Genomic DNA, 17,105 nt, shown 5'->3' on the forward strand with positions numbered 1-17,105 from the left:
CGGAGCCCTTTCCCGTTCGCCGGAATCCCGCTGATGTCCCTGACCATCTATGGCTGCTATCGCTCGCGCGCGACCCGCAATGTCTGGCTCGCCAACGAGCTCGGCATCACCTTCAAGCATGTGCCGGTGATCCAGGTCTATCGCCTGCCCGATCCAAACGCTCCGGGCGCGCCGATCCATACTCGCAGCGCCGAGTTCATGGCGGTCAACCCGAACGGCCATGTCCCGTCGATCGACGATGACGGCTTCGTCATGCACGAATCGCTGGCGATCAACCTCTACCTCGCCCGCAAGCATGGCGGGCCGGTCGCGCCGAAAGACGTCCAGGAGGAAGGGCTCGCCACGATGTGGGCGCTATGGGCCGCGACAGAATGCGAAACCAATGCGCTCAACCTGACCTACCATCTCGCCGCTTATCCGCCGGAGAAGCGCGACCCGGCCATCGTCAGCAAGGCGCTCGAGGCGCTGGCCGCCCCGTTCGCGGTGCTCGACAAGGCGCTGGCGGAAGGCGGCGGCTATGTCATGGGCGGGCGCTTCACGGTCGCCGACATCAACACCGCCGAGGTGATCCGCTACGCCAAGCCGGCGACGCAGCTCTTCGACGCCGCCCCGAACGTCAAGGCCTGGCTCGACAAGCTGCATCAGCGCCAGGGCTTCAAGGCGATGTGGGCGGCGCGCGAGGCGGAGCCCGCCTGAGTAACAGCATCGCGGAAATCGGGTGGCCGGGACTGTCCCGGCTGCCTACTGACGCAGGATGACCCGCCCTGCGAGGACAGATTGCGCCATGACACAGCCGACCTCAGCCGCCTCGCTGCGCATGGGCCCGACCGAGTGGCTCCTGCTCGTCGCGCTTTCGATCCTGTGGGGCGGCTCGTTCTTCTTCAACAAGCTCACCGTTGCGGAATGGCCGCCCTTCGCGGTGGTGCAGGTGCGCGTCGGGCTGGCGGCGCTCTCGCTGCTGCTGGTGGTACGGATCACCGGACAATCCATGGCGGTCGGGCGCAGCATCTGGCTCGCCTTCTTCGGCATGGGCATCCTCAACAACCTGATCCCGTTCAGCCTGTTTCTCTGGGGCCAGCAGCAGATCGCCAGCGGCCTCGCCTCGATCCTGAATGCGACGACGCCGATCTTCGCCGTTCTGGTGATGCATTGCTTCGGCAATGAGAAGGCGACCGGGCTGAAGCTCGGCGGCGTGCTCGCCGGCCTCGTCGGCGTCGGCATCCTGATGGGCCCCGACGCGCTTGGCGGCCTCGGCTCAAATCTGGCGGCGCAGCTCGCCTGCGTCCTAGCCGCAGTCTCCTATGCCTTCTCCGGCTTGTTCGGACGCCGCTTCCGCGGCCTGCCGCCGCTCGTCGCCGCAACCGGCCAGTTGTCGGCGTCGACGATCATGATCATCCCGATCGTCTTCGTGCTGCACCCGCCCTGGACGCTGCCGATGCCCTCACAACAGGCTATCCTGGCCGCGATCGGCCTGGCGCTGATCTCGACCGCGCTGGCCTACATCATCTTCTTCCGGATCATGCGCACCGCCGGGCCGAGCAATGTCATGCTCGTGACCTTCCTGATCCCAGTCAGCGCCATCCTGCTCGGCTCCGGCCTCCTCGGCGAGGAGCTGCTGCCGCGCCATTTCGCCGGCATGGCGGCGATCTTCGTCGGGCTCGCCCTGATCGACGGTCGTGTTGCCGGGCTGTGGAGCGCCAAGCGGGCTGACGCCCCGACGGCTTGACCGAGCTCGGCCCGGCACTCACAAGCCTGCAAGAACCATATCGCACCGCCCGATTGGATGCGGCGCCGTTCACGCTGTGGACGGTGCTGGCGCGTCGATGAGCTTTGTTGCCAAAAAATTATGAATTGCTCTAGGGTCGCAAAACTGGCGATTAGCGCTAAAGGGCATAACCGAAACGACTGGATGATATCACAAAAAGCGATACGCCAGAGGGGAGCGCGACAACCATGGACCTGCGGCAACTGCGATGTTTCATCGCGGTGGCGGAAGAGCTGCACTTCGGCCGGGCGGCCGAGCGGCTCGGCCTCGCACCGCCGGCGCTTTCACGCCAGATCAGCGCGCTCGAGGACGAGCTCGGCGTCAGCCTCCTGACCCGCACCACGCGGCAGGTCGCGCTCACGCGCGCCGGGCTGATCATGCTGGAAGAGGCCAAGGCCATCCTGGTCCGGATGGAGCGGGCCTCCCGTTCGGTGCGCGAGGCCTCGCTGGCCTCGAGCAAGGTGCTGCGCGTCGGCGCGATCGATGCCGCTTCCTCGAGCTTCGTGCCGGAAGCGCTCGTCACTTTCCGCTCGCGCCATCCCGGCATCGAGATCAAGTTCGTCGAGGCGATGACGGCCCCGCTCGTGCAGATGCTGGAGGCGGGCAAGCTCGACCTCGCTCTGCTGCGCCCGCCGCGCAAGCCGACCGACTGCGCCTTCGAGATCCTGCGCGTCGAGCGGCCGATCGTGGTGCTGAGCGAGAGCCACCCGCTCGCCGCACGTGAATATCTCACCATGCAGGACTTGGTCGGCGAGCCCTTCGTGGTGCCCTCGAAGCGCATCCGCCCCTTCGCCTACGACCTCGTCATGGCCTATTTCGAGAGCGTAGGCGCGGTTCCCAACGTCACCATCGAGGCGACCGAGAAGCCGGCGATGATGTCGGCGGTCGCCGCCGGGCTCGGCATGGCGCTGGCGCCGGACTGGGTCTCGCGGCTGAGCTTCCCCGGCGTGACGATGCGGCGCCTGCGCGGCGCGCTGCTCGATCCGCCACCTCCCGGCGCACTGGTCGGCGTCGCCTGGCGGCCGCACCAGAAGCTCGCCGCCCGCGACGATTTCCTCGCCATCCTGCGCGAGAGCGTGACCCTGATCGACGACGGCAACGTGCTGCCGTTCAGCGTAACCGGGCACGGCAGGAAATCTGCCGCGCGCGCAGCAACCACCCGAGCCGGAGGACATTGATGAGTCTGAACAAGATCGAGGCTGCGCGAGGTTGGCGCATCCGCTCGACGCAGGACCTGGCCGCCGGCCTGTTCATGATCGCTCTGGCAGGGCTGGCATTGCTCCTGTCGAGTGACCTTCCGATGGGCACGCTGCGCCAGATCGGCCCGGGCATGCTGCCGAAGAGCTTTGCGGTGATCTGCGCCGGGCTCGGCGCGCTGCTGGCCTTCAACTCGCTGCGCTACAACGGCGAGAAGCTCGCCGGCTGGTCCTGGCGCGGCGTCATCTTCGTGCTCGGTGCGGCCGTCGTCTTCGGCCTGACGATCCGCGGCTTCGAGGTCGGCCCGCTCAAGGTGCCGCAGCTCGGCATGCTCGTCTCCGGTCCGCTCGTGGTGATCATCTCCGGCCTCGCGGCGGAGGATGTGAAGCTGAAGGAGCTGGTGATCTTCGCCATCGCCATGACGATCGGCTGCGCCCTGATGTTCAAATACGCGCTGGGTCTGCCGATCCCGCTGGCGCCCTGGCTGCTGGGAATCTGAGCCATGAGTGAAATGCTCGCGCATCTCTCGCTGGGCTTCGGCGTCGCGCTGACGCTGAAGAACATCGCGCTCTGCTTCGTCGGCTGCCTGGTCGGCACGCTGATCGGCGTGCTCCCCGGCGTCGGCCCGGTCGCCACCATCGCCATGCTGCTGCCGATCACCTTCGGGCTCGATCCCGTCGGCGCGCTGATCATGCTCGCCGGCATCTACTACGGCGCGCAGTACGGCGGCTCGACCACGGCGATCCTGGTCAACATCCCGGGCGAGGCGACCGCCGTCGTCACCACGCTCGACGGCCACCAGATGGCCAAGCAGGGCCGCGCCGGCGTCGCGCTCGGCACTGCAGCGATCGGCTCCTTCTTCGCCGGCTGCGTCGCGACCGTGATCATCGCCGCGCTCGGCGCGCCGCTGACCCGGCTCGCCTTGCTGTTCGGCCCGGCCGAATACTTCTCGCTGATGGTGATGGGCCTGTGCTTTGCCGTCGTGCTGGCGCGCGGCTCGATCCTCAAGGCCTTCTGCATGATCATGCTCGGCCTGCTGCTCTCGACCGTCGGCACCGACCTCGAGACCGGCCAGGAGCGCATGACCTTCGGCTTCCCGCCGCTCTCGGACGGCATCGACTTCGCCGTGCTGGCGATGGGCGTGTTCGGCTTCGCCGAGGTGCTGCGCAACCTCGAGAACCCGGAAGCACGCGATGTCGTCAAGTCCAAGATCGGCAAGCTTCTGCCCGACTGGAACGACATCAAGCAGTCGGCGGCGCCGTGCATACGCGGCACCTTCATCGGCGGCATTCTCGGCATTCTGCCCGGCAACGGCGCAGTGCTCGGGCCGTTCGCGAGCTACACGATCGAGAAGAAGCTGGCGAAGGACCCCTCGCGCTTCGGCAAGGGCGCGATCGAGGGTGTGGCCGGGCCGGAATCGGCCAACAATGCCGGCGCGCAGACCGCCTTCATCCCGCTGCTCACCCTCGGCATCCCGCCGAATGCGGTGATGGCACTGATGGTCGGCGCGATGACGATCCACGGCATCATCCCCGGCCCGCAGGTCATGACCAAGAACCCCGACCTGTTCTGGGGCATGATCGCCTCAATGTGGATCGGCAACCTGATGCTGCTGATCATCAACCTGCCGCTGGTCGGCGTCTGGGTGAAGCTGCTGCAGGTGCCCTACCGGCTGATGTTCCCGGCGATCCTGATCTTCTGCTCGATCGGCATCTACTCGGTGAACAACCAGCCCGTGGACGTCGCCTTCACTGCGCTGTTCGGCCTGTTCGGCTACCTCCTGATCAAGCTCGGCTTCGAGCCGGCTCCGATGCTGCTCGGCTTCGTGCTCGGCAAGCTGATGGAAGAGAAGCTGCGCCAGGCGCTGATCATCTCGCGCGGCTCGTTCATGACCTTCCTGGAGCGGCCGATCTCGGCCGGCCTGCTGCTGGTCGCCGTCGTGATCCTCGTCATCGCGCTCCTGCCGTCGATGTCGAAGAAGCGCGACGAGGTCTTCACCGAATGACGGGGTTGTCGTCCAATCCCGTTCCACCATCTTCAGGATACCGCATTAGGGAGGATAACCTCGTGAAGACGCTCGTCCTTGGTTTCGCCGCAGCGCTCGCCTTGACACTGCCGGCGCAGGCCCAGTCCAAGTATCCGGAGCGGCCGATCACCATGATCGTGCCCTTCGCCGCTGGCGGCCCGACCGACATCATCGCCCGCATCGTCAGCGAGAACATGTCGAAGACGCTCGGCCAGCAGATCGTGGTCGAGAACGTCGCCGGCGCCGGTGGCACCACCGGCATCGCCCGCGCGGTGTCGGCGACGCCGGACGGCTACACCATCGCGATGGGGCATCTGGGCACCTTCTCGGCGGCGCCGGCCACCTATCCCGGCCTGAAATACGACCCGATCAACGGCATGACGACGATCGGCCTCGCCGGTGGCACGCCGATCCTGATCGTCGCCAAGAAGGCCTTCGCGCCGAAGGACCTCAAGGAATTCGTCGCCTATGTTAAGGGCAACACCGACAAGGTGAACGAGGCCCATGCCGGCGTCGGCTCGGTGTCGTGGACGACCTGCACCCTGCTCAAGGGCCAGCTCGGCGTGCCGAAGCTGAACTCGGTCGCCTATCGCGGCACCGGTCCGGCGCTGAACGACCTCGTCTCCGGCCAGGTCGACTTCATGTGCGACCAGATCGTCAGCGTCGCCGAGCAGATCAAGGCCGGCACCATCAAGGCCTACGCCATCGCCTCGGCGGAGCGCTCGCCCGCTTTGCCCGACGTCCCGACCACCAAGGAAGCCGGGCTGCCGGAGTACCAGATCGAGGCCTGGAACGGCATCGCCGCACCGAAGGGCCTGCCGAAGGAGGCCGTCGACAAGCTGGTCGACGCGCTCGACAAGGCGCTGAACGACGAGACCGTCAAGAAGCGCCTGCTCGACCTCGGCACCGTGCTGCCGACCAAGGAAGAGCGCACCCCTGCCGGCTTCGCCGCGATCATCAAGCGCGATGCCGACAAGCTCTCGCCGGTGCTCGCCGCCGCGCCGAAGCAGTAAGCGGCACGACACAAGTGTTTATGGACGGCGGGCCCACCGGCCCGCCGTTTTCTTTTACGCCGTGCCGACTACGATGTGGCATGCGCCGCATCGTCCTGCCTGTCTCCCCGCTCTCCGCCGAAACCTTCGCTCCCTATGGGCGCGTCCTGTCTCCTTCGGGAGCACGCGACACCGGCCGCGAGGGCTACGACATCTGGATCCAGCCCTTTGCCGCCGAAAGCCGGCCGCGGCTGCAGATCGTGCGCTATCACGCGCGGCCCTTCATCGTCGCACTGATCGAACGGCATCGTCATGTCACTGAAGCGCGCCAGCCGCTCGGTGGCCCGACCGCCATCATCGTGGTCGCCGAGCCGTCGGAGCTGCCGCCGGCGCCCGAGGCGCTGCGGGCCTTCCGGCTCGATGGCGAAGGCGTGCTGTTCCACCGCGGCACCTGGCACGCGATCGACGCCTATCCGGAGCGCGAAAGCCATGCCGACTTCCTCTTCCTGTCGGAGGAGGCGACGGTGAACGAGCTGTTCGACAACCCCGGGCGGGCGCCCGAGCGTACGCAGGTCCACGATTTTCGCAGCGCTGGCGTCGAGGTCGTGATCGACGTCAACACCCTGTAGAACAAGCCGAATCCATATCGGTCGTTCACGATCGTTCACAGCTCGTGACCACCCCGGTGGAACTGTGACCGGCGCTTTCCCGTTCCTTATGTCGAGGGTTCCCCTCTGAAGGAGAACGGACATGTTCAAGAAGCTTGCTCTCATTACCGCCCTCGCCGTGGTTCCGGCCGCAGCGTTCGCTCAGAATCCCGAAGGCGCCCAGGGTGGCGCAGCCAGTGGCATCGTCGGCGGTGCGACCGCGGGTGCGGTCGGCGGCGCCGTAGTGGGTGGCCCGGTCGGCGCGGTCGTCGGCGGTGTCGGCGGCGCGGTGGTCGGCGGCTTCACCGGAGCTGTGATCGGCGACAACACCCCGCGCTTCCGCCAGTACGTCGTCGAGCAGCGCGTCCCCTCCTACGCCTATGCCGAGCCTGTCGCCGTCGGCACGGTGCTGCCGCAGCAGGGCGTGGTCTATCGGGAGGTGCCGGCCGAGTTCGGCGAGCGCGCCAGCGGCTATCGCTACACGGTGGTGAACAACCGGGCCGTGCTGGTCGAGCCGCAGACCCGCCGCGTGGTCCAGATCATCGAGTGACGCGCGAGTCGCTCGATAGGAGCAGGCCCGCCCCGGCAACGGGGCGGGTCTTTTTTCTCGCCCTCATGAGCGCCGGAGCGCCAGTCCGACACCGCTCAGCGTCAGGGCGAATGCAATGAGCTGCCGCATCCCCACGGCGTCTCCCAGCAGCGGGACGGCCGACAATGTTCCGACGATCGGGACGATCAGCATGCCGGTCGCGGCGACGGAAGCGGGCAGACGCCTGAGCGCGGCGAACCAGGTCAGGTAGCACAACGCCATCGGGCCGATCGCCATATAGGCCAGGCCGCAGAGCCCCTGACGCGACAGCGCGAGGACATCGGGCTGCTCCAGCAACAGGCCGAGCACCACCATGGGCAGGCAGCCGAGAGCCACCTGCCATGCCGTCGACACGGCAAAAGGCAGCGGAATGGGCCTGCGGGCCGTGACCGTGCCGAGGGCGAACAGGATCGCGGCCGCGAGCGCGAACAGGATGCCCGGCACCTTGCCGGGGGCGAGATCCGGACCACCCATCAGCACGCCGACACCGGCGATGCCCAGCGCCAGCGCCAGCAGGCTGCGGCGGTCGGGCCGCTCACCGAGCAAAGGCCAGGCAATCAGCATCGCCCAGATCGGCATGGAATAGGCGATCAGCGCCCCTTCCGAGACCTTGAGCCAGTTCAGCGACAGGGCGGTGAAACCCATCCAGGCAAAGACATTGATCCCGGCGGCGAGGACGAGGCGCGGCCAGGCCTCGCGCGGCACGGCGAAGCGCTCGCCCCGGAGCAAGGCGATCGCAGCCAGGCCCATGGCGCCGAGCAGCCCGGCTACTCCCCGCGCGAAAAGCGGCGGCCAATCCTGGAGGACGAATTTGAGGACGGACCAGTTCAGCCCCCAGCCAACCGCCGTGGCCAGAAGGAGGAGGTGGCCGAATTGCTGATCGGCGACCTCGGGTGCCGCTGCCGGGCTGCTCATGCCCGCGGCTCAGCGGTGGCCGGTCTTGAGGGCCTGGTCGAGATCGGCGTAGAGGTCGTCGACGTCCTCGATGCCGGTCGAGAGGCGCAGCAGATCGGGCGGGCAGGGCGAGCCTGTGCCCTCGATCGAGGCGCGGTGCTCGATCAGGCTCTCGACGCCGCCGAGCGAGGTGGCGCGCTTGTAGAGCTCGACATGGGCAGCCGACTTGATCGCCGCGGCCTCGCCGCCGCTGACCTGGACCGAGAGCATGAAGCCGAAGCCGCCTTCCATCTGGCGGGCGGCGATGTCGTGGCCGGGATGCTGCGGCAGGCCGGGATAGAGCACGCGCGAGACCAGCGGATGCGCTGACAGCTTTTGCGCCAGCGCCATGGCCGAGGCCGACTGGCGCTCCTGCCGGAGATGGAGTGTGCGCATGCCGCGCATCAGCAGATAGGCCTCGAACGGGCCGAGGATGCCGCCCTGGCCCTTGCGCACGGTCTTGATCCGGGCCCAGAACGCGTCGTCCTCGCGGGCGCAGAGCGCGCCGGCGACGACGTCGGAATGGCCGTTCAGCACCTTGGTCGCGGCATGCATGACGATGTCGGCGCCGAGCGTCAGCGGCCGGGTATGGACCGGCGAGGCGCAGGTCGAATCGACCGCGAGCCTGGCGCCCGCCGCATGGGCGATCTCGGCCACGGCAGCGATATCGGTGATGGTCCAGAGCGGGTTGGACGGGGTCTCGGCCCAGATGAGCTTGGTGACGCCCGGCTTGACCGCCTCCTTCAGCCTGGCGAGGTCGTCGGTCTCGACGAAGTCGATCGTCAGGCCCCAGCGCGTCGCCTCGGTCAAAAGCCAGGCGCGCAGGGCCCAGTACATCACCTTGGAGGCGACGACGTGGTCGCCGGACGAGAGCGCCTGGAACACCGCTGTCGCCGCGGCCATGCCCGAGCCGAACAGCAGGGCGCCGGCCTTCGCCTCCTCGAGCATGGCGAGCACGGCCTGCGCCTCATGCACCGTCTCATTGTCCGGCCGGCCATAGATGAAGCCGGAGGAATAGGCGTTGTCCTCGTCGCGGATATAGGTCGTCGAGACATGGATCGGCGGCACCACCGCCTTCGTAACCGCGTCGATCTTGCCCAGCGCCTGCGCGGCGCGTGAACGCTTGGTCCAATTGTTCGGGCGCATGATCGCTTTCCGATGCCCGCCAGACCCGGCCCATCCCGGTCCTCGCATAGCGGCTCGCGATCATCCTCATTGAAAACGCGTGACGCGTTTCACCCATTTCAGCTATCAGATAACGAATTCAGGCGCATTCTTGGGCATGGACGATGAAAACAGTCGAGCTCGACAGTTTCGATCATGCGCTGCTGAAAGAGGTGCAGATCGACAACCAAACCCCCGCGCGCGTCCTGGCGGAGCGGGTCGGCCTGTCTCAGAGCGCAGTGTTGCGGCGGCTGCGTCGCTTACGTGCCGAACGGATCATCACCGCCGATGTCTCGATCGTCAGTCCCGAAATCCTCGGCGTGCCCGTCACCGTGCACGTGCTCGTCTCAATCGATCGAGGCTCGCGAACCTTCGGGGAGTTTTCCCGGAAACTTCAGGCTCGTCCGGAGGTCAAACAGGCCTCCTATGTGACGGGAGGAGCCGATTTCGTGCTGCATCTGCAGGTCGAAAGCATGGCGGCCTACGCCGCCTTTGCCCGCGAAGTCTTCCATGACGACCCGAACGTATCCGAGTACCACACCTATATCGCGATGCGCGAAGTGGTCGGTCCAACCTCGGGACGATAGCAGCTCTGCAAGGAGCCCCGGATCGCCGCGCGTCCTTTCGGACGCAAGCTGACGACCCGCCAGGGTTTTCCCGCGACCTAGCGCGTCCCGAACATCCGGTCGCCGGCGTCGCCGAGGCCCGGCACGATATAGCCGTGATCGTTGAGCCGCTCGTCGATCGCCGCCGTCCAGATCCGGACATCCGGATGGGAATCGCGCATGCGGGCGATGCCTTCCGGCGCTGCCAACAGGCAGACGAAGCGCAGATCCTTGGCGCCGCGCTCCTTCAGCCGGTCGACCGCCGCCACCGCCGAATTCGCCGTCGCCAGCATCGGGTCCATCACCACGATCATGCGGTCGGCGATGTCGGACGGCGCCTTGAAGTAGTACTCGACCGCCTGCAGCGTCTGCGGGTCGCGATAGAGGCCGATATGGGCGACGCGGGCGGCCGGCACGAGCTCGAGCATGCCGTCGAGGAAACCGACGCCGGCGCGCAGGATCGGCGCGAAGACCAGCTTCTTGCCGGAGATCACCGGCTGCATCGACTTCTGCAGCGGCGTCTCGATCTCGATCATCTCGGTCGGCAGATCGCGCGTGACCTCGTAGCAGAGCAGCATGCCGATCTCGTTGAGGAGCTGGCGGAAGCTCTTGGTCGAGCGGTCCTTCTCGCGCATCAGCGTCAGCTTGTGCTGCACCAGCGGATGGTCGACGACGGTGACGCCGTTCACGCTCGTGGTCATGTAGCCCTGATCCCCTTCGTCTTGTCTTTGTTTTTTAGAATACCGTGCCGTCGCTGACGATGGTCAAGGGCGGACCGCCGCCCTCGCGCTTCTCGCGGGCGATGCGGCGGCCGGCCGCCCAGGTGCCACCCTCCAGCACTTTGGCGAGCGGCAACTGCTCGGCGCTCAGGCCGAGCTCGGCCCGGACCAGTTCGCCGATCCTGTCGAGCAGCGCAACCGTCAGCGCCCGCCACTCCACGACGAGCTGCGAGCCGACCTCGTGGCCACGCGCGGCATCGGACGGGTCCTTCAGTTCGAGCACGCCGAGATCGATGAGGAGCCCGCCATTGCGATATTCCGGCAGGCCGGTGAGGTCGTCGATACCGACCACCTGGATGCCGGCCCATTGCAACGGCTCGATCAGCGAATAGCTCAGCCATTGCGAGAGCTTGTGGAAGGGCACGATGCCCCTGGTCACCTCGTCCGGGGCGATCAGCGGGTGCTTCCAGCTGTCGCCGAGCGCGATGCCGGCATAGGTCAGGCGCGACGGCCAGATGCCACCCAGCACCTCCAGCACCTGCGAGAGGATATAGCCGGCGCGGATCGAACGCCCCTCGGCCGCTTCGACCAGCCGGTCGAACAGGTCGCCGGGCCGGGTCAGCCCATGCTTCTCCAGCTCCTCGCCGAGGCGGTTGAGCAGCGCGGCACGCCCTCCCAGCCCTATGAGCGGATTGCCGTCCGAGACCTGGAAGCCGGCCGCCAGCGCTTCAACGTCGAGATGTTCGAGCGCAGCGACATCCACCCGCAGCGGCTCGGCCGGATTACTGGAAAAGGCTCCGGCGGCGAACATGTCGAGCGAGGCCAGCGCCAGCCCTTCCGAGCGGCCGATGCTCTGACCGGTGACCGCGTCGCGATAGCGCCAGTCGGCGCCGGCGCCGGCATCGAGCAGGACGCTGACGACTGCGAGATCATAGGCGGCACGGCCCCTCGCCCGGGCATCGGCGAACTGGGCACCGGCATCCAGCACCTTCCAGCGGTCCATGCCGGCGATGACGAAATGGCGCCAGCGGGCATGGAAGGGGATGTCGAGCGAGGGATAATTCTGGCGGATCGTCTCCAGCACGTAGGCGGCGCAAGGCTGGAGCCGCTCGGGATGGACGCTGAAATGCGCGAGCCGGCCCTCGAGGCCGAGCCGCAGCATCTCCTGCGCGCGCTCGCGAACGGCAGCCGGCTTGAGCAACTGGCGGACGGCTTCGGGATTGGAGTCAGGCATAGGCGTTATCAGAACTTCTCGAGGTCGCGGCCGACGGTGGCCTTGAGTGCGTTGTCGCCGGGCGCACCGTCGGGCGAGTAATAGCCCGCCGCCTTCTTGGCCTCGATCTCGACCGAGGCGTCCGGCGGGATCAGTTCGGGCGGGATCGCGACGCGCTCGCCGATCTCGATGCCGCTCTCGACCATGGCGTCGTATTTCATGTTCGACATCGACATCAGCCGGTCGATCTTCTTGACCCCGAGCCAGTGCAGCACATCCGGCATCAATTGCTGGAAGCGGGCGTCCTGCACGCCGGCGACGCATTCGGTACGTTCGAAATAGGTCGCGGCGGAATCGCCGCCTTCCTGGCGCTTGCGGGCGTTGTAGACGAGGAATTTGGTGACCTCGCCGAGCGCTCTGCCCTCCTTGCGGTTGTAGACGATCAGGCCGACGCCGCCGCCCTGCGCCTCCTTCACGGCCTCCTCGATGCCATGCACGAGATAGGGCCGGCAGGTGCAGATGTCGGAGCCGAACACGTCTGAGCCGTTGCACTCGTCATGGACGCGGCAGGCCAGCGTCTTCTTCGGGTTGGCAATCGCCGAGACCTCGCCGATGACATAGGCGGTGATCGAGCCGATCGGCGGCAGGAAGACCTTGAGGTCGGGCCGTGTCACCAGTTCCGGATACATGCCGCCGGTCTGTTCGAACAGCGTGCGGCGCAGCTCATTCTCGCTGGTGCCGAAGCGGTCGGCGATGCCCGGCAGATGCCAGACCGGATCGACCGCGATCTTGGTGACGCTGATGTCGCCCGAGCCGTGCAGGATGGCGCCATCGGCCGCGAGGCGATGGCCGGCCATCGCGGCGAGGATCTCGGGCAGGTTGAGCCGCGCCTTCGTCACCGCGATGGTCGGGCGGATGTCGATGCCCTCGCCGATCCACTTGCCGAAATCCTGGGCGACGCGATGGCCGAACGGATCGAGCGAGACGATCCGGCTGGGCTCGAACCATTGCGGCTGCGGCAGGATGTCGGAGGTCGGGTGGGTGTTGGTCAAATCCGGGCGCTGCGCCGGGTTCATCGCTCGGGCTGAGATGGCGAGCGCGCGATAGACCGAATAGGAGCCGCCATGAGCGCCGATGACGTTGCGGTCGGCCGGGTTGGTGGTCGAGGCGATGACCGGGCCTCGTTCCTCCGGCGTTCCGGCGCCCCACTGGATCGGGAAGCGGGCAGCGGCGCTGCCGGGCTCAGGATGCGAGGTCAGGCGGATATGGCTGGTGCGGTTCTGCGAAGTCATCGCGGCGATCGCTCGATCTCGAACGGGAAAGGGCCCCGGGACGGGTCGTGTCCGGGGCCCTCTGGACCGATGAGAGTCTGGATCAGCGCGTGATTTTCGTCAATTGCTCCGATGATCGCGCCCGCCCCGGCGTCGTGGCCGGTCCTGGTCCGGCCACCCGCACGGTCTGCGATCGAGCGCAGACTCGGTGCAGCTACCCGCCGCGAGGCGGGCATGACGCGGGCCCCTTTCCTAGAAGACGGCGAGGTAGCGCAGCAACGAGAGGATGCCGATGAGGATGACGATGATCTGGATGATGTTCTTGATGTTACCGTCCACCGGCAGCATCCGCACCAGATAAAGCACCAGCGCGATCACCAGGATCGTGATCAACAGCGAAATCAGAATGCTCATGGCTCAAATCCTCTTATCGCGGCCGAAAGCCGGCCCCCCGAGGTGCTAGCTGCGACGCATTCGCAGAGAGCGATCTCGGGCAAGAGAACGTGGAGCCCTGGGAAAAAGTTCCGAAAGGGTAGCTGGCTGAGGGGTTGGCGCCGGGCTGGGATGAAGGGCGCAGGAAACCTTCTCCCGGATGGGAGAAGGTGGCGCGAAGCGCCGGATGAGGGCCTGCGCTAGCCGCAGAAGGCACAGCGGCGCCGTTGCATTCCAGCAATCAGCGGCGGTCCCTCACCCCTGCCCCTCTCTCATCCGGGAGAGGGGTTCGCGTCGCGTGTCCCGCGCCTTACCCAGCGATCCGCGAGAAATCCGCGACCGCACGGGTCGCCTCGCGCAGCTGGTTCAGCAGCTTGAGACGGTTGGCACGCAGGGCCGGATCGGGATCGTTGACCGTGACCTTGTCGAAGAAGGCGTCGACCGCCGGCCGAAGCTCGGCGAGCGCCGCCATGGCGCCCTCATAGTCCTCGGCGGCGATGGCGGCCTCGGCCTTCGGCGTCGCCTGGGCGAGTGCGACCGCGAGCGCCTTCTCCTCGATCAGCCCGGCATCGGCGATGAGCTGGAGATCGGCCTTGCCGGCGAAAGCACCCTCGCCGTCCTTCTTCTCCTCGGCCTTGAGGATGTTGGCGGCGCGCTTGTAGCCAGCCAGCAGGCTCTTGCCGTCTTCCGTTTCGAGGAAGCGGCCGAGCGCGGCGACGCGGCGGGTGATGAGCAGGAGGTCGTCATTGGCCGACGCGCCCTCACCCAGCACCGCATCAACCAGATCATGCCGCGCGCCCTGGTCGCGCAGCATCACCTTCAGGCGATCGTGGAAGAAGGAGAGGAGGTCAGCAGCCAGAGCACGGTCATCCTCATCGACCGGGAACGTCACTTCATCGACGCCATTCGTGCCCTTGGAGACGGTCTTAATGCCCGGGCTCCGGTCCGCATGACGCCGCAGCAGCTCCAACAAACCTAGATTGACCCCATTCTCGACCACCAGCCGGATCACGCCCAGCGCCGCGCGACGCAGCGCATAGGGGTCCTTGCTGCCGGTCGGCTTCTCGTCGATCGCCCAGAAGCCGACCAGCGTGTCGAGCTTGTCGGCGAGCGCTACCGCGACCGAGACCGGATCGCTCGGGACACGGTCGGAGGGGCCGAGCGGCTTGTAATGCTCCTCGATCGCGGCGGCGACCGAGGCGGTCTCGCCCTGCAGCTCAGCGTACTTCCGACCCATCAGCCCCTGCAATTCAGGGAACTCGCCGACCATCTCGGTCGGCAGATCGGCCTTGGCGAGCCTGGCGGCGCGCTCGGCCAGCGCCGGATCGGCGCCGACGATCGGCGCCAGTTCCTTCGCCAGCGCGGCGATGCGCTCGACGCGCTCGCCCTGCGTGCGGAGCTTGGCGTGGAAGACGACGCCGAGCCTGTCGAGCTTGGCCATGCGCTGGTCGAGCGGCTTGGCGAGATCGAGCCCCAGCTTCTCGGCGCTCTCCTTGAGCGTCTCCAGATCGGGCAGCGGGCCGCGATCGGTCTGCCAGAAGTAAGACGCGTCGGAGAGCCGGGCACGCACGACTCGGCCATTGCCGGCGGTGATCGCCAGGCCGCCATCGCTCGCCATCAGGTTCGAGACCGGGATGAAGCGGTTGGCGAGCTCGCCACTATTGGGGTCGCGCAGCACGAAGCATTTCTGGTTGGCGCGGATGGTGGCGCGGATCGCCTCGCCGGGGATCTCGAGGAAGCGCTCCTCGAAATCGCCCATCAGCACGACCGGCCATTCGACGAGGCCGGCGACCTCTTCCAGCAGCCCCTCATCCTCGACCAACTCCAGCCCCGCGGCGAAGGCGAGGTTCTTGGCGTCGGCGAGGATGATCTCCTTGCGGCGGTCGGCGTCGAGCACGACCTTGGCCCGCTCCAGGCTCGGAACGTAGTCGTCGAAGCGCTTGACCGTGATCGGCCCCGGCGCATGGAAGCGGTGGCCATAGGTGACATTGCCGGATTTGATGCCGTCAACCTCGAAGGGCACGACTTCCGGATCCTCGGTCTCGGCGCCGAAGGTGCAGAGGATCGAGTGCAGCGGGCGCACCCAGCGTAGCGAGCCTGACTCGGCGGAGGCCTTGCCCCAGCGCATCGATTTCGGCCAGGGGAAGGAGCGGATCACCGCCGGCACGATCTCGGCGATGGCCGCGACCGTCTCCTGGCCGGGCTTCTCGATCACGGCGACGTAAGAATCGCCCTTCTTGGGATCGCTGACGATCGTCGCCTGATCGAGCGAGGTCAGCCCCGCCGCCTTGAGGAAGCCCTGCACGGCTGCGTCGGGCGCACCGACGCGCGGCCCTTTGCGCTCCTCGCGGACATCGCGGCCGCGTACCGGCAGGCCGGCAATGGTGAGCGCGAGCCGGCGCGGCGTCGCGAAGGCCTTGGCACCCTCATAGGTCAGCCCGCGCTCGACCAGCGCATCGGTGACGAGCTTCTTCAGGTCCTCCGCCGCCTTGCGCTGCATGCGGGCCGGAATTTCCTCGGAGAAGAGTTCGAGCAGGAGATCAGGCATCAGTTCGCTCCCCCGCCGGCGGTCTTCAGCCAGGCGCCGCCGCAGGCCTTGGCGAGCTCGCGCACCCGCAGGATATAGCTCTGGCGCTCGGTGACCGAGATCACGCCGCGCGCATCGAGCAGGTTGAAGACATGGCTCGCCTTGATGCACTGGTCATAGGCCGGCAAAGCGAGCTTGTGGCTCTGGTCGTTGCTGGCGGCATCGGCTTCGCCGGCGGCGAGCAGCGCCTTGCACTCGGCCTCGGCGTCACTGAAGTGGCGGAACAGCACCTCGGTATTGGCATGCTCGAAATTATGCCGCGAGAACTCCTGCTCGGCCTGCAGGAAGACGTCGCCATAGCTAATACGGTCCTCGCCCTCGAGGCCGTTGAAGTTGAGGTCGTAGACGTTCTCGACGCCCTGGACATACATGGCGAGGCGTTCGAGCCCATAGGTCAGCTCGCCCGCGACCGGAGCGCATTCGACGCCGGCGACCTGCTGGAAATAGGTGAACTGGCTGACCTCCATGCCGTCGCACCAGCACTCCCAGCCGAGGCCCCAGGCACCGAGCGTCGGGCTCTCCCAATCGTCCTCGACGAAGCGGACATCGTGCAGGGCAAGGTCGACGCCGATCGCCTTGAGCGAGTCGAGATAGAGCTGCTGCAGGTCCGCCGGCGACGGCTTCAGGATCACCTGGAACTGGTAGTAGTGCTGCAGCCGGTTGGGGTTCTCGCCATAGCGGCCGTCCTTGGGCCGGCGCGAAGGCTGGACATAGGCCGCCTTCCAGGGCTTCGGCCCAAGCGCGCGCAGCGTCGTCGCCGGGTGGAAGGTGCCGGCGCCGACCTCCATGTCGTAGGGCTGGAGGATGACGCAACCGCGCTCGGCCCAGAAGCGCTGCAAGGTCAGCAGCAGTCCCTGGAAGGAGCGGGTCGGGTTCATGGCATCGGAGGACGCGGCCAAGGGCATCAGCCTTTTTAAACTGTCGAAAACGTGCGGCGTGATTAGGGGCTGGCGGCGCTCATGGTC

Annotated in this window: 17 protein-coding genes; 9 read left to right on the forward strand and 8 right to left on the reverse strand. The window is 67.0% G+C overall.

Going from position 1 to position 17,105, the window contains the following annotated elements; translation table 11 throughout:
* Window positions 1–33 precede the first annotated feature (33 nt).
* The 8 genes from ACWIGM_RS13005 (at window position 34) to ACWIGM_RS13040 (ending at window position 7,177) form a co-directional block, all read left to right on the forward strand.
* Window positions 34–696 carry a glutathione S-transferase family protein gene (locus ACWIGM_RS13005; RefSeq protein WP_454026343.1) on the forward strand — a complete coding sequence of 221 codons (663 nt, stop codon included), beginning with the start codon at window positions 34–36 and terminating at the stop codon, window positions 694–696.
* A gap of 88 nt (window positions 697–784) precedes the next feature.
* The gene (locus ACWIGM_RS13010; protein WP_454026344.1) at window positions 785–1,726 is read left to right on the forward strand and encodes a DMT family transporter; all 942 of its coding nucleotides are present in this window, start codon (window positions 785–787) and stop codon (window positions 1,724–1,726) included.
* 227 nt (window positions 1,727–1,953) lie between these two features.
* Window positions 1,954–2,943: a LysR family transcriptional regulator gene (locus ACWIGM_RS13015; RefSeq protein ID WP_454026345.1), complete on the forward strand. Its 990-nt coding sequence runs from the start codon at window positions 1,954–1,956 to the stop codon at window positions 2,941–2,943.
* A complete protein-coding gene (locus tag ACWIGM_RS13020; protein WP_454026346.1) occupies window positions 2,943–3,461 on the forward strand; it encodes a tripartite tricarboxylate transporter TctB family protein in 519 nt (172 codons plus the stop codon). The genes ACWIGM_RS13015 and ACWIGM_RS13020 overlap by 1 nt, the downstream gene beginning before the upstream one ends.
* Window positions 3,462–3,464: 3 nt before the next feature.
* Entirely contained in the window at window positions 3,465–4,967 is a 1,503-nt protein-coding gene (locus ACWIGM_RS13025; RefSeq protein ID WP_454026347.1) for a tripartite tricarboxylate transporter permease, read from the forward strand.
* A gap of 62 nt (window positions 4,968–5,029) precedes the next feature.
* Window positions 5,030–6,001 carry a tripartite tricarboxylate transporter substrate-binding protein gene (locus tag ACWIGM_RS13030; RefSeq protein WP_454026348.1) on the forward strand — a complete coding sequence of 324 codons (972 nt, stop codon included), beginning with the start codon at window positions 5,030–5,032 and terminating at the stop codon, window positions 5,999–6,001.
* A gap of 80 nt (window positions 6,002–6,081) precedes the next feature.
* Window positions 6,082–6,609, forward strand: a complete 528-nt coding sequence (locus ACWIGM_RS13035) for an ureidoglycolate lyase (protein WP_454026349.1) — start codon at window positions 6,082–6,084, stop codon at window positions 6,607–6,609.
* A gap of 121 nt (window positions 6,610–6,730) precedes the next feature.
* Window positions 6,731–7,177, forward strand: a complete 447-nt coding sequence (locus ACWIGM_RS13040) for a DUF1236 domain-containing protein (protein WP_454026350.1) — start codon at window positions 6,731–6,733, stop codon at window positions 7,175–7,177.
* A gap of 63 nt (window positions 7,178–7,240) precedes the next feature.
* Here the strand turns inward: ACWIGM_RS13040 and ACWIGM_RS13045 are convergent, their stop codons facing one another.
* The gene (locus tag ACWIGM_RS13045; RefSeq protein ID WP_454026351.1) at window positions 7,241–8,131 is read right to left on the reverse strand and encodes a DMT family transporter; all 891 of its coding nucleotides are present in this window, start codon (window positions 8,129–8,131) and stop codon (window positions 7,241–7,243) included.
* 9 nt (window positions 8,132–8,140) lie between these two features.
* Window positions 8,141–9,295: a trans-sulfuration enzyme family protein gene (locus tag ACWIGM_RS13050; RefSeq protein ID WP_454026352.1), complete on the reverse strand. Its 1,155-nt coding sequence runs from the start codon at window positions 9,293–9,295 to the stop codon at window positions 8,141–8,143.
* 143 nt (window positions 9,296–9,438) lie between these two features.
* Here ACWIGM_RS13050 and ACWIGM_RS13055 point away from each other — a divergent pair, with 143 nt between their 5' ends.
* Window positions 9,439–9,900: an Lrp/AsnC family transcriptional regulator gene (locus ACWIGM_RS13055; protein WP_454026353.1), complete on the forward strand. Its 462-nt coding sequence runs from the start codon at window positions 9,439–9,441 to the stop codon at window positions 9,898–9,900.
* 77 nt (window positions 9,901–9,977) lie between these two features.
* Here the strand turns inward: ACWIGM_RS13055 and upp are convergent, their stop codons facing one another.
* The 6 genes from upp to ACWIGM_RS13085 form a co-directional block, all read right to left on the reverse strand.
* Window positions 9,978–10,619 carry a uracil phosphoribosyltransferase gene (gene upp, locus ACWIGM_RS13060; RefSeq protein WP_454026354.1) on the reverse strand — a complete coding sequence of 214 codons (642 nt, stop codon included), beginning with the start codon at window positions 10,617–10,619 and terminating at the stop codon, window positions 9,978–9,980.
* Between the two features lie 34 nt (window positions 10,620–10,653).
* Window positions 10,654–11,871 carry a URC4/urg3 family protein gene (locus ACWIGM_RS13065; protein ID WP_454026355.1) on the reverse strand — a complete coding sequence of 406 codons (1,218 nt, stop codon included), beginning with the start codon at window positions 11,869–11,871 and terminating at the stop codon, window positions 10,654–10,656.
* Between the two features lie 8 nt (window positions 11,872–11,879).
* The gene (locus ACWIGM_RS13070; protein ID WP_454026356.1) at window positions 11,880–13,142 is read right to left on the reverse strand and encodes a GTP cyclohydrolase II; all 1,263 of its coding nucleotides are present in this window, start codon (window positions 13,140–13,142) and stop codon (window positions 11,880–11,882) included.
* A 231-nt stretch (window positions 13,143–13,373) separates the two neighbouring features.
* Window positions 13,374–13,535, reverse strand: coding sequence for a Thivi_2564 family membrane protein (locus tag ACWIGM_RS13075; protein ID WP_092155574.1), 162 nt, complete (start codon window positions 13,533–13,535; stop codon window positions 13,374–13,376).
* 328 nt (window positions 13,536–13,863) lie between these two features.
* The gene (gene glyS / locus ACWIGM_RS13080) at window positions 13,864–16,101 is read right to left on the reverse strand and encodes a glycine--tRNA ligase subunit beta (RefSeq protein ID WP_454026357.1); all 2,238 of its coding nucleotides are present in this window, start codon (window positions 16,099–16,101) and stop codon (window positions 13,864–13,866) included.
* Complete coding sequence (locus tag ACWIGM_RS13085; RefSeq protein WP_454026991.1) at window positions 16,101–17,018, reverse strand: glycine--tRNA ligase subunit alpha; 918 nt, start codon at window positions 17,016–17,018, stop codon at window positions 16,101–16,103. Before ACWIGM_RS13085 ends, glyS begins: the two co-directional genes overlap by 1 nt.
* Window positions 17,019–17,105 lie beyond the last annotated feature (87 nt).

This window comes from Allobosea sp. NPDC055332 (assembly GCF_053645455.1).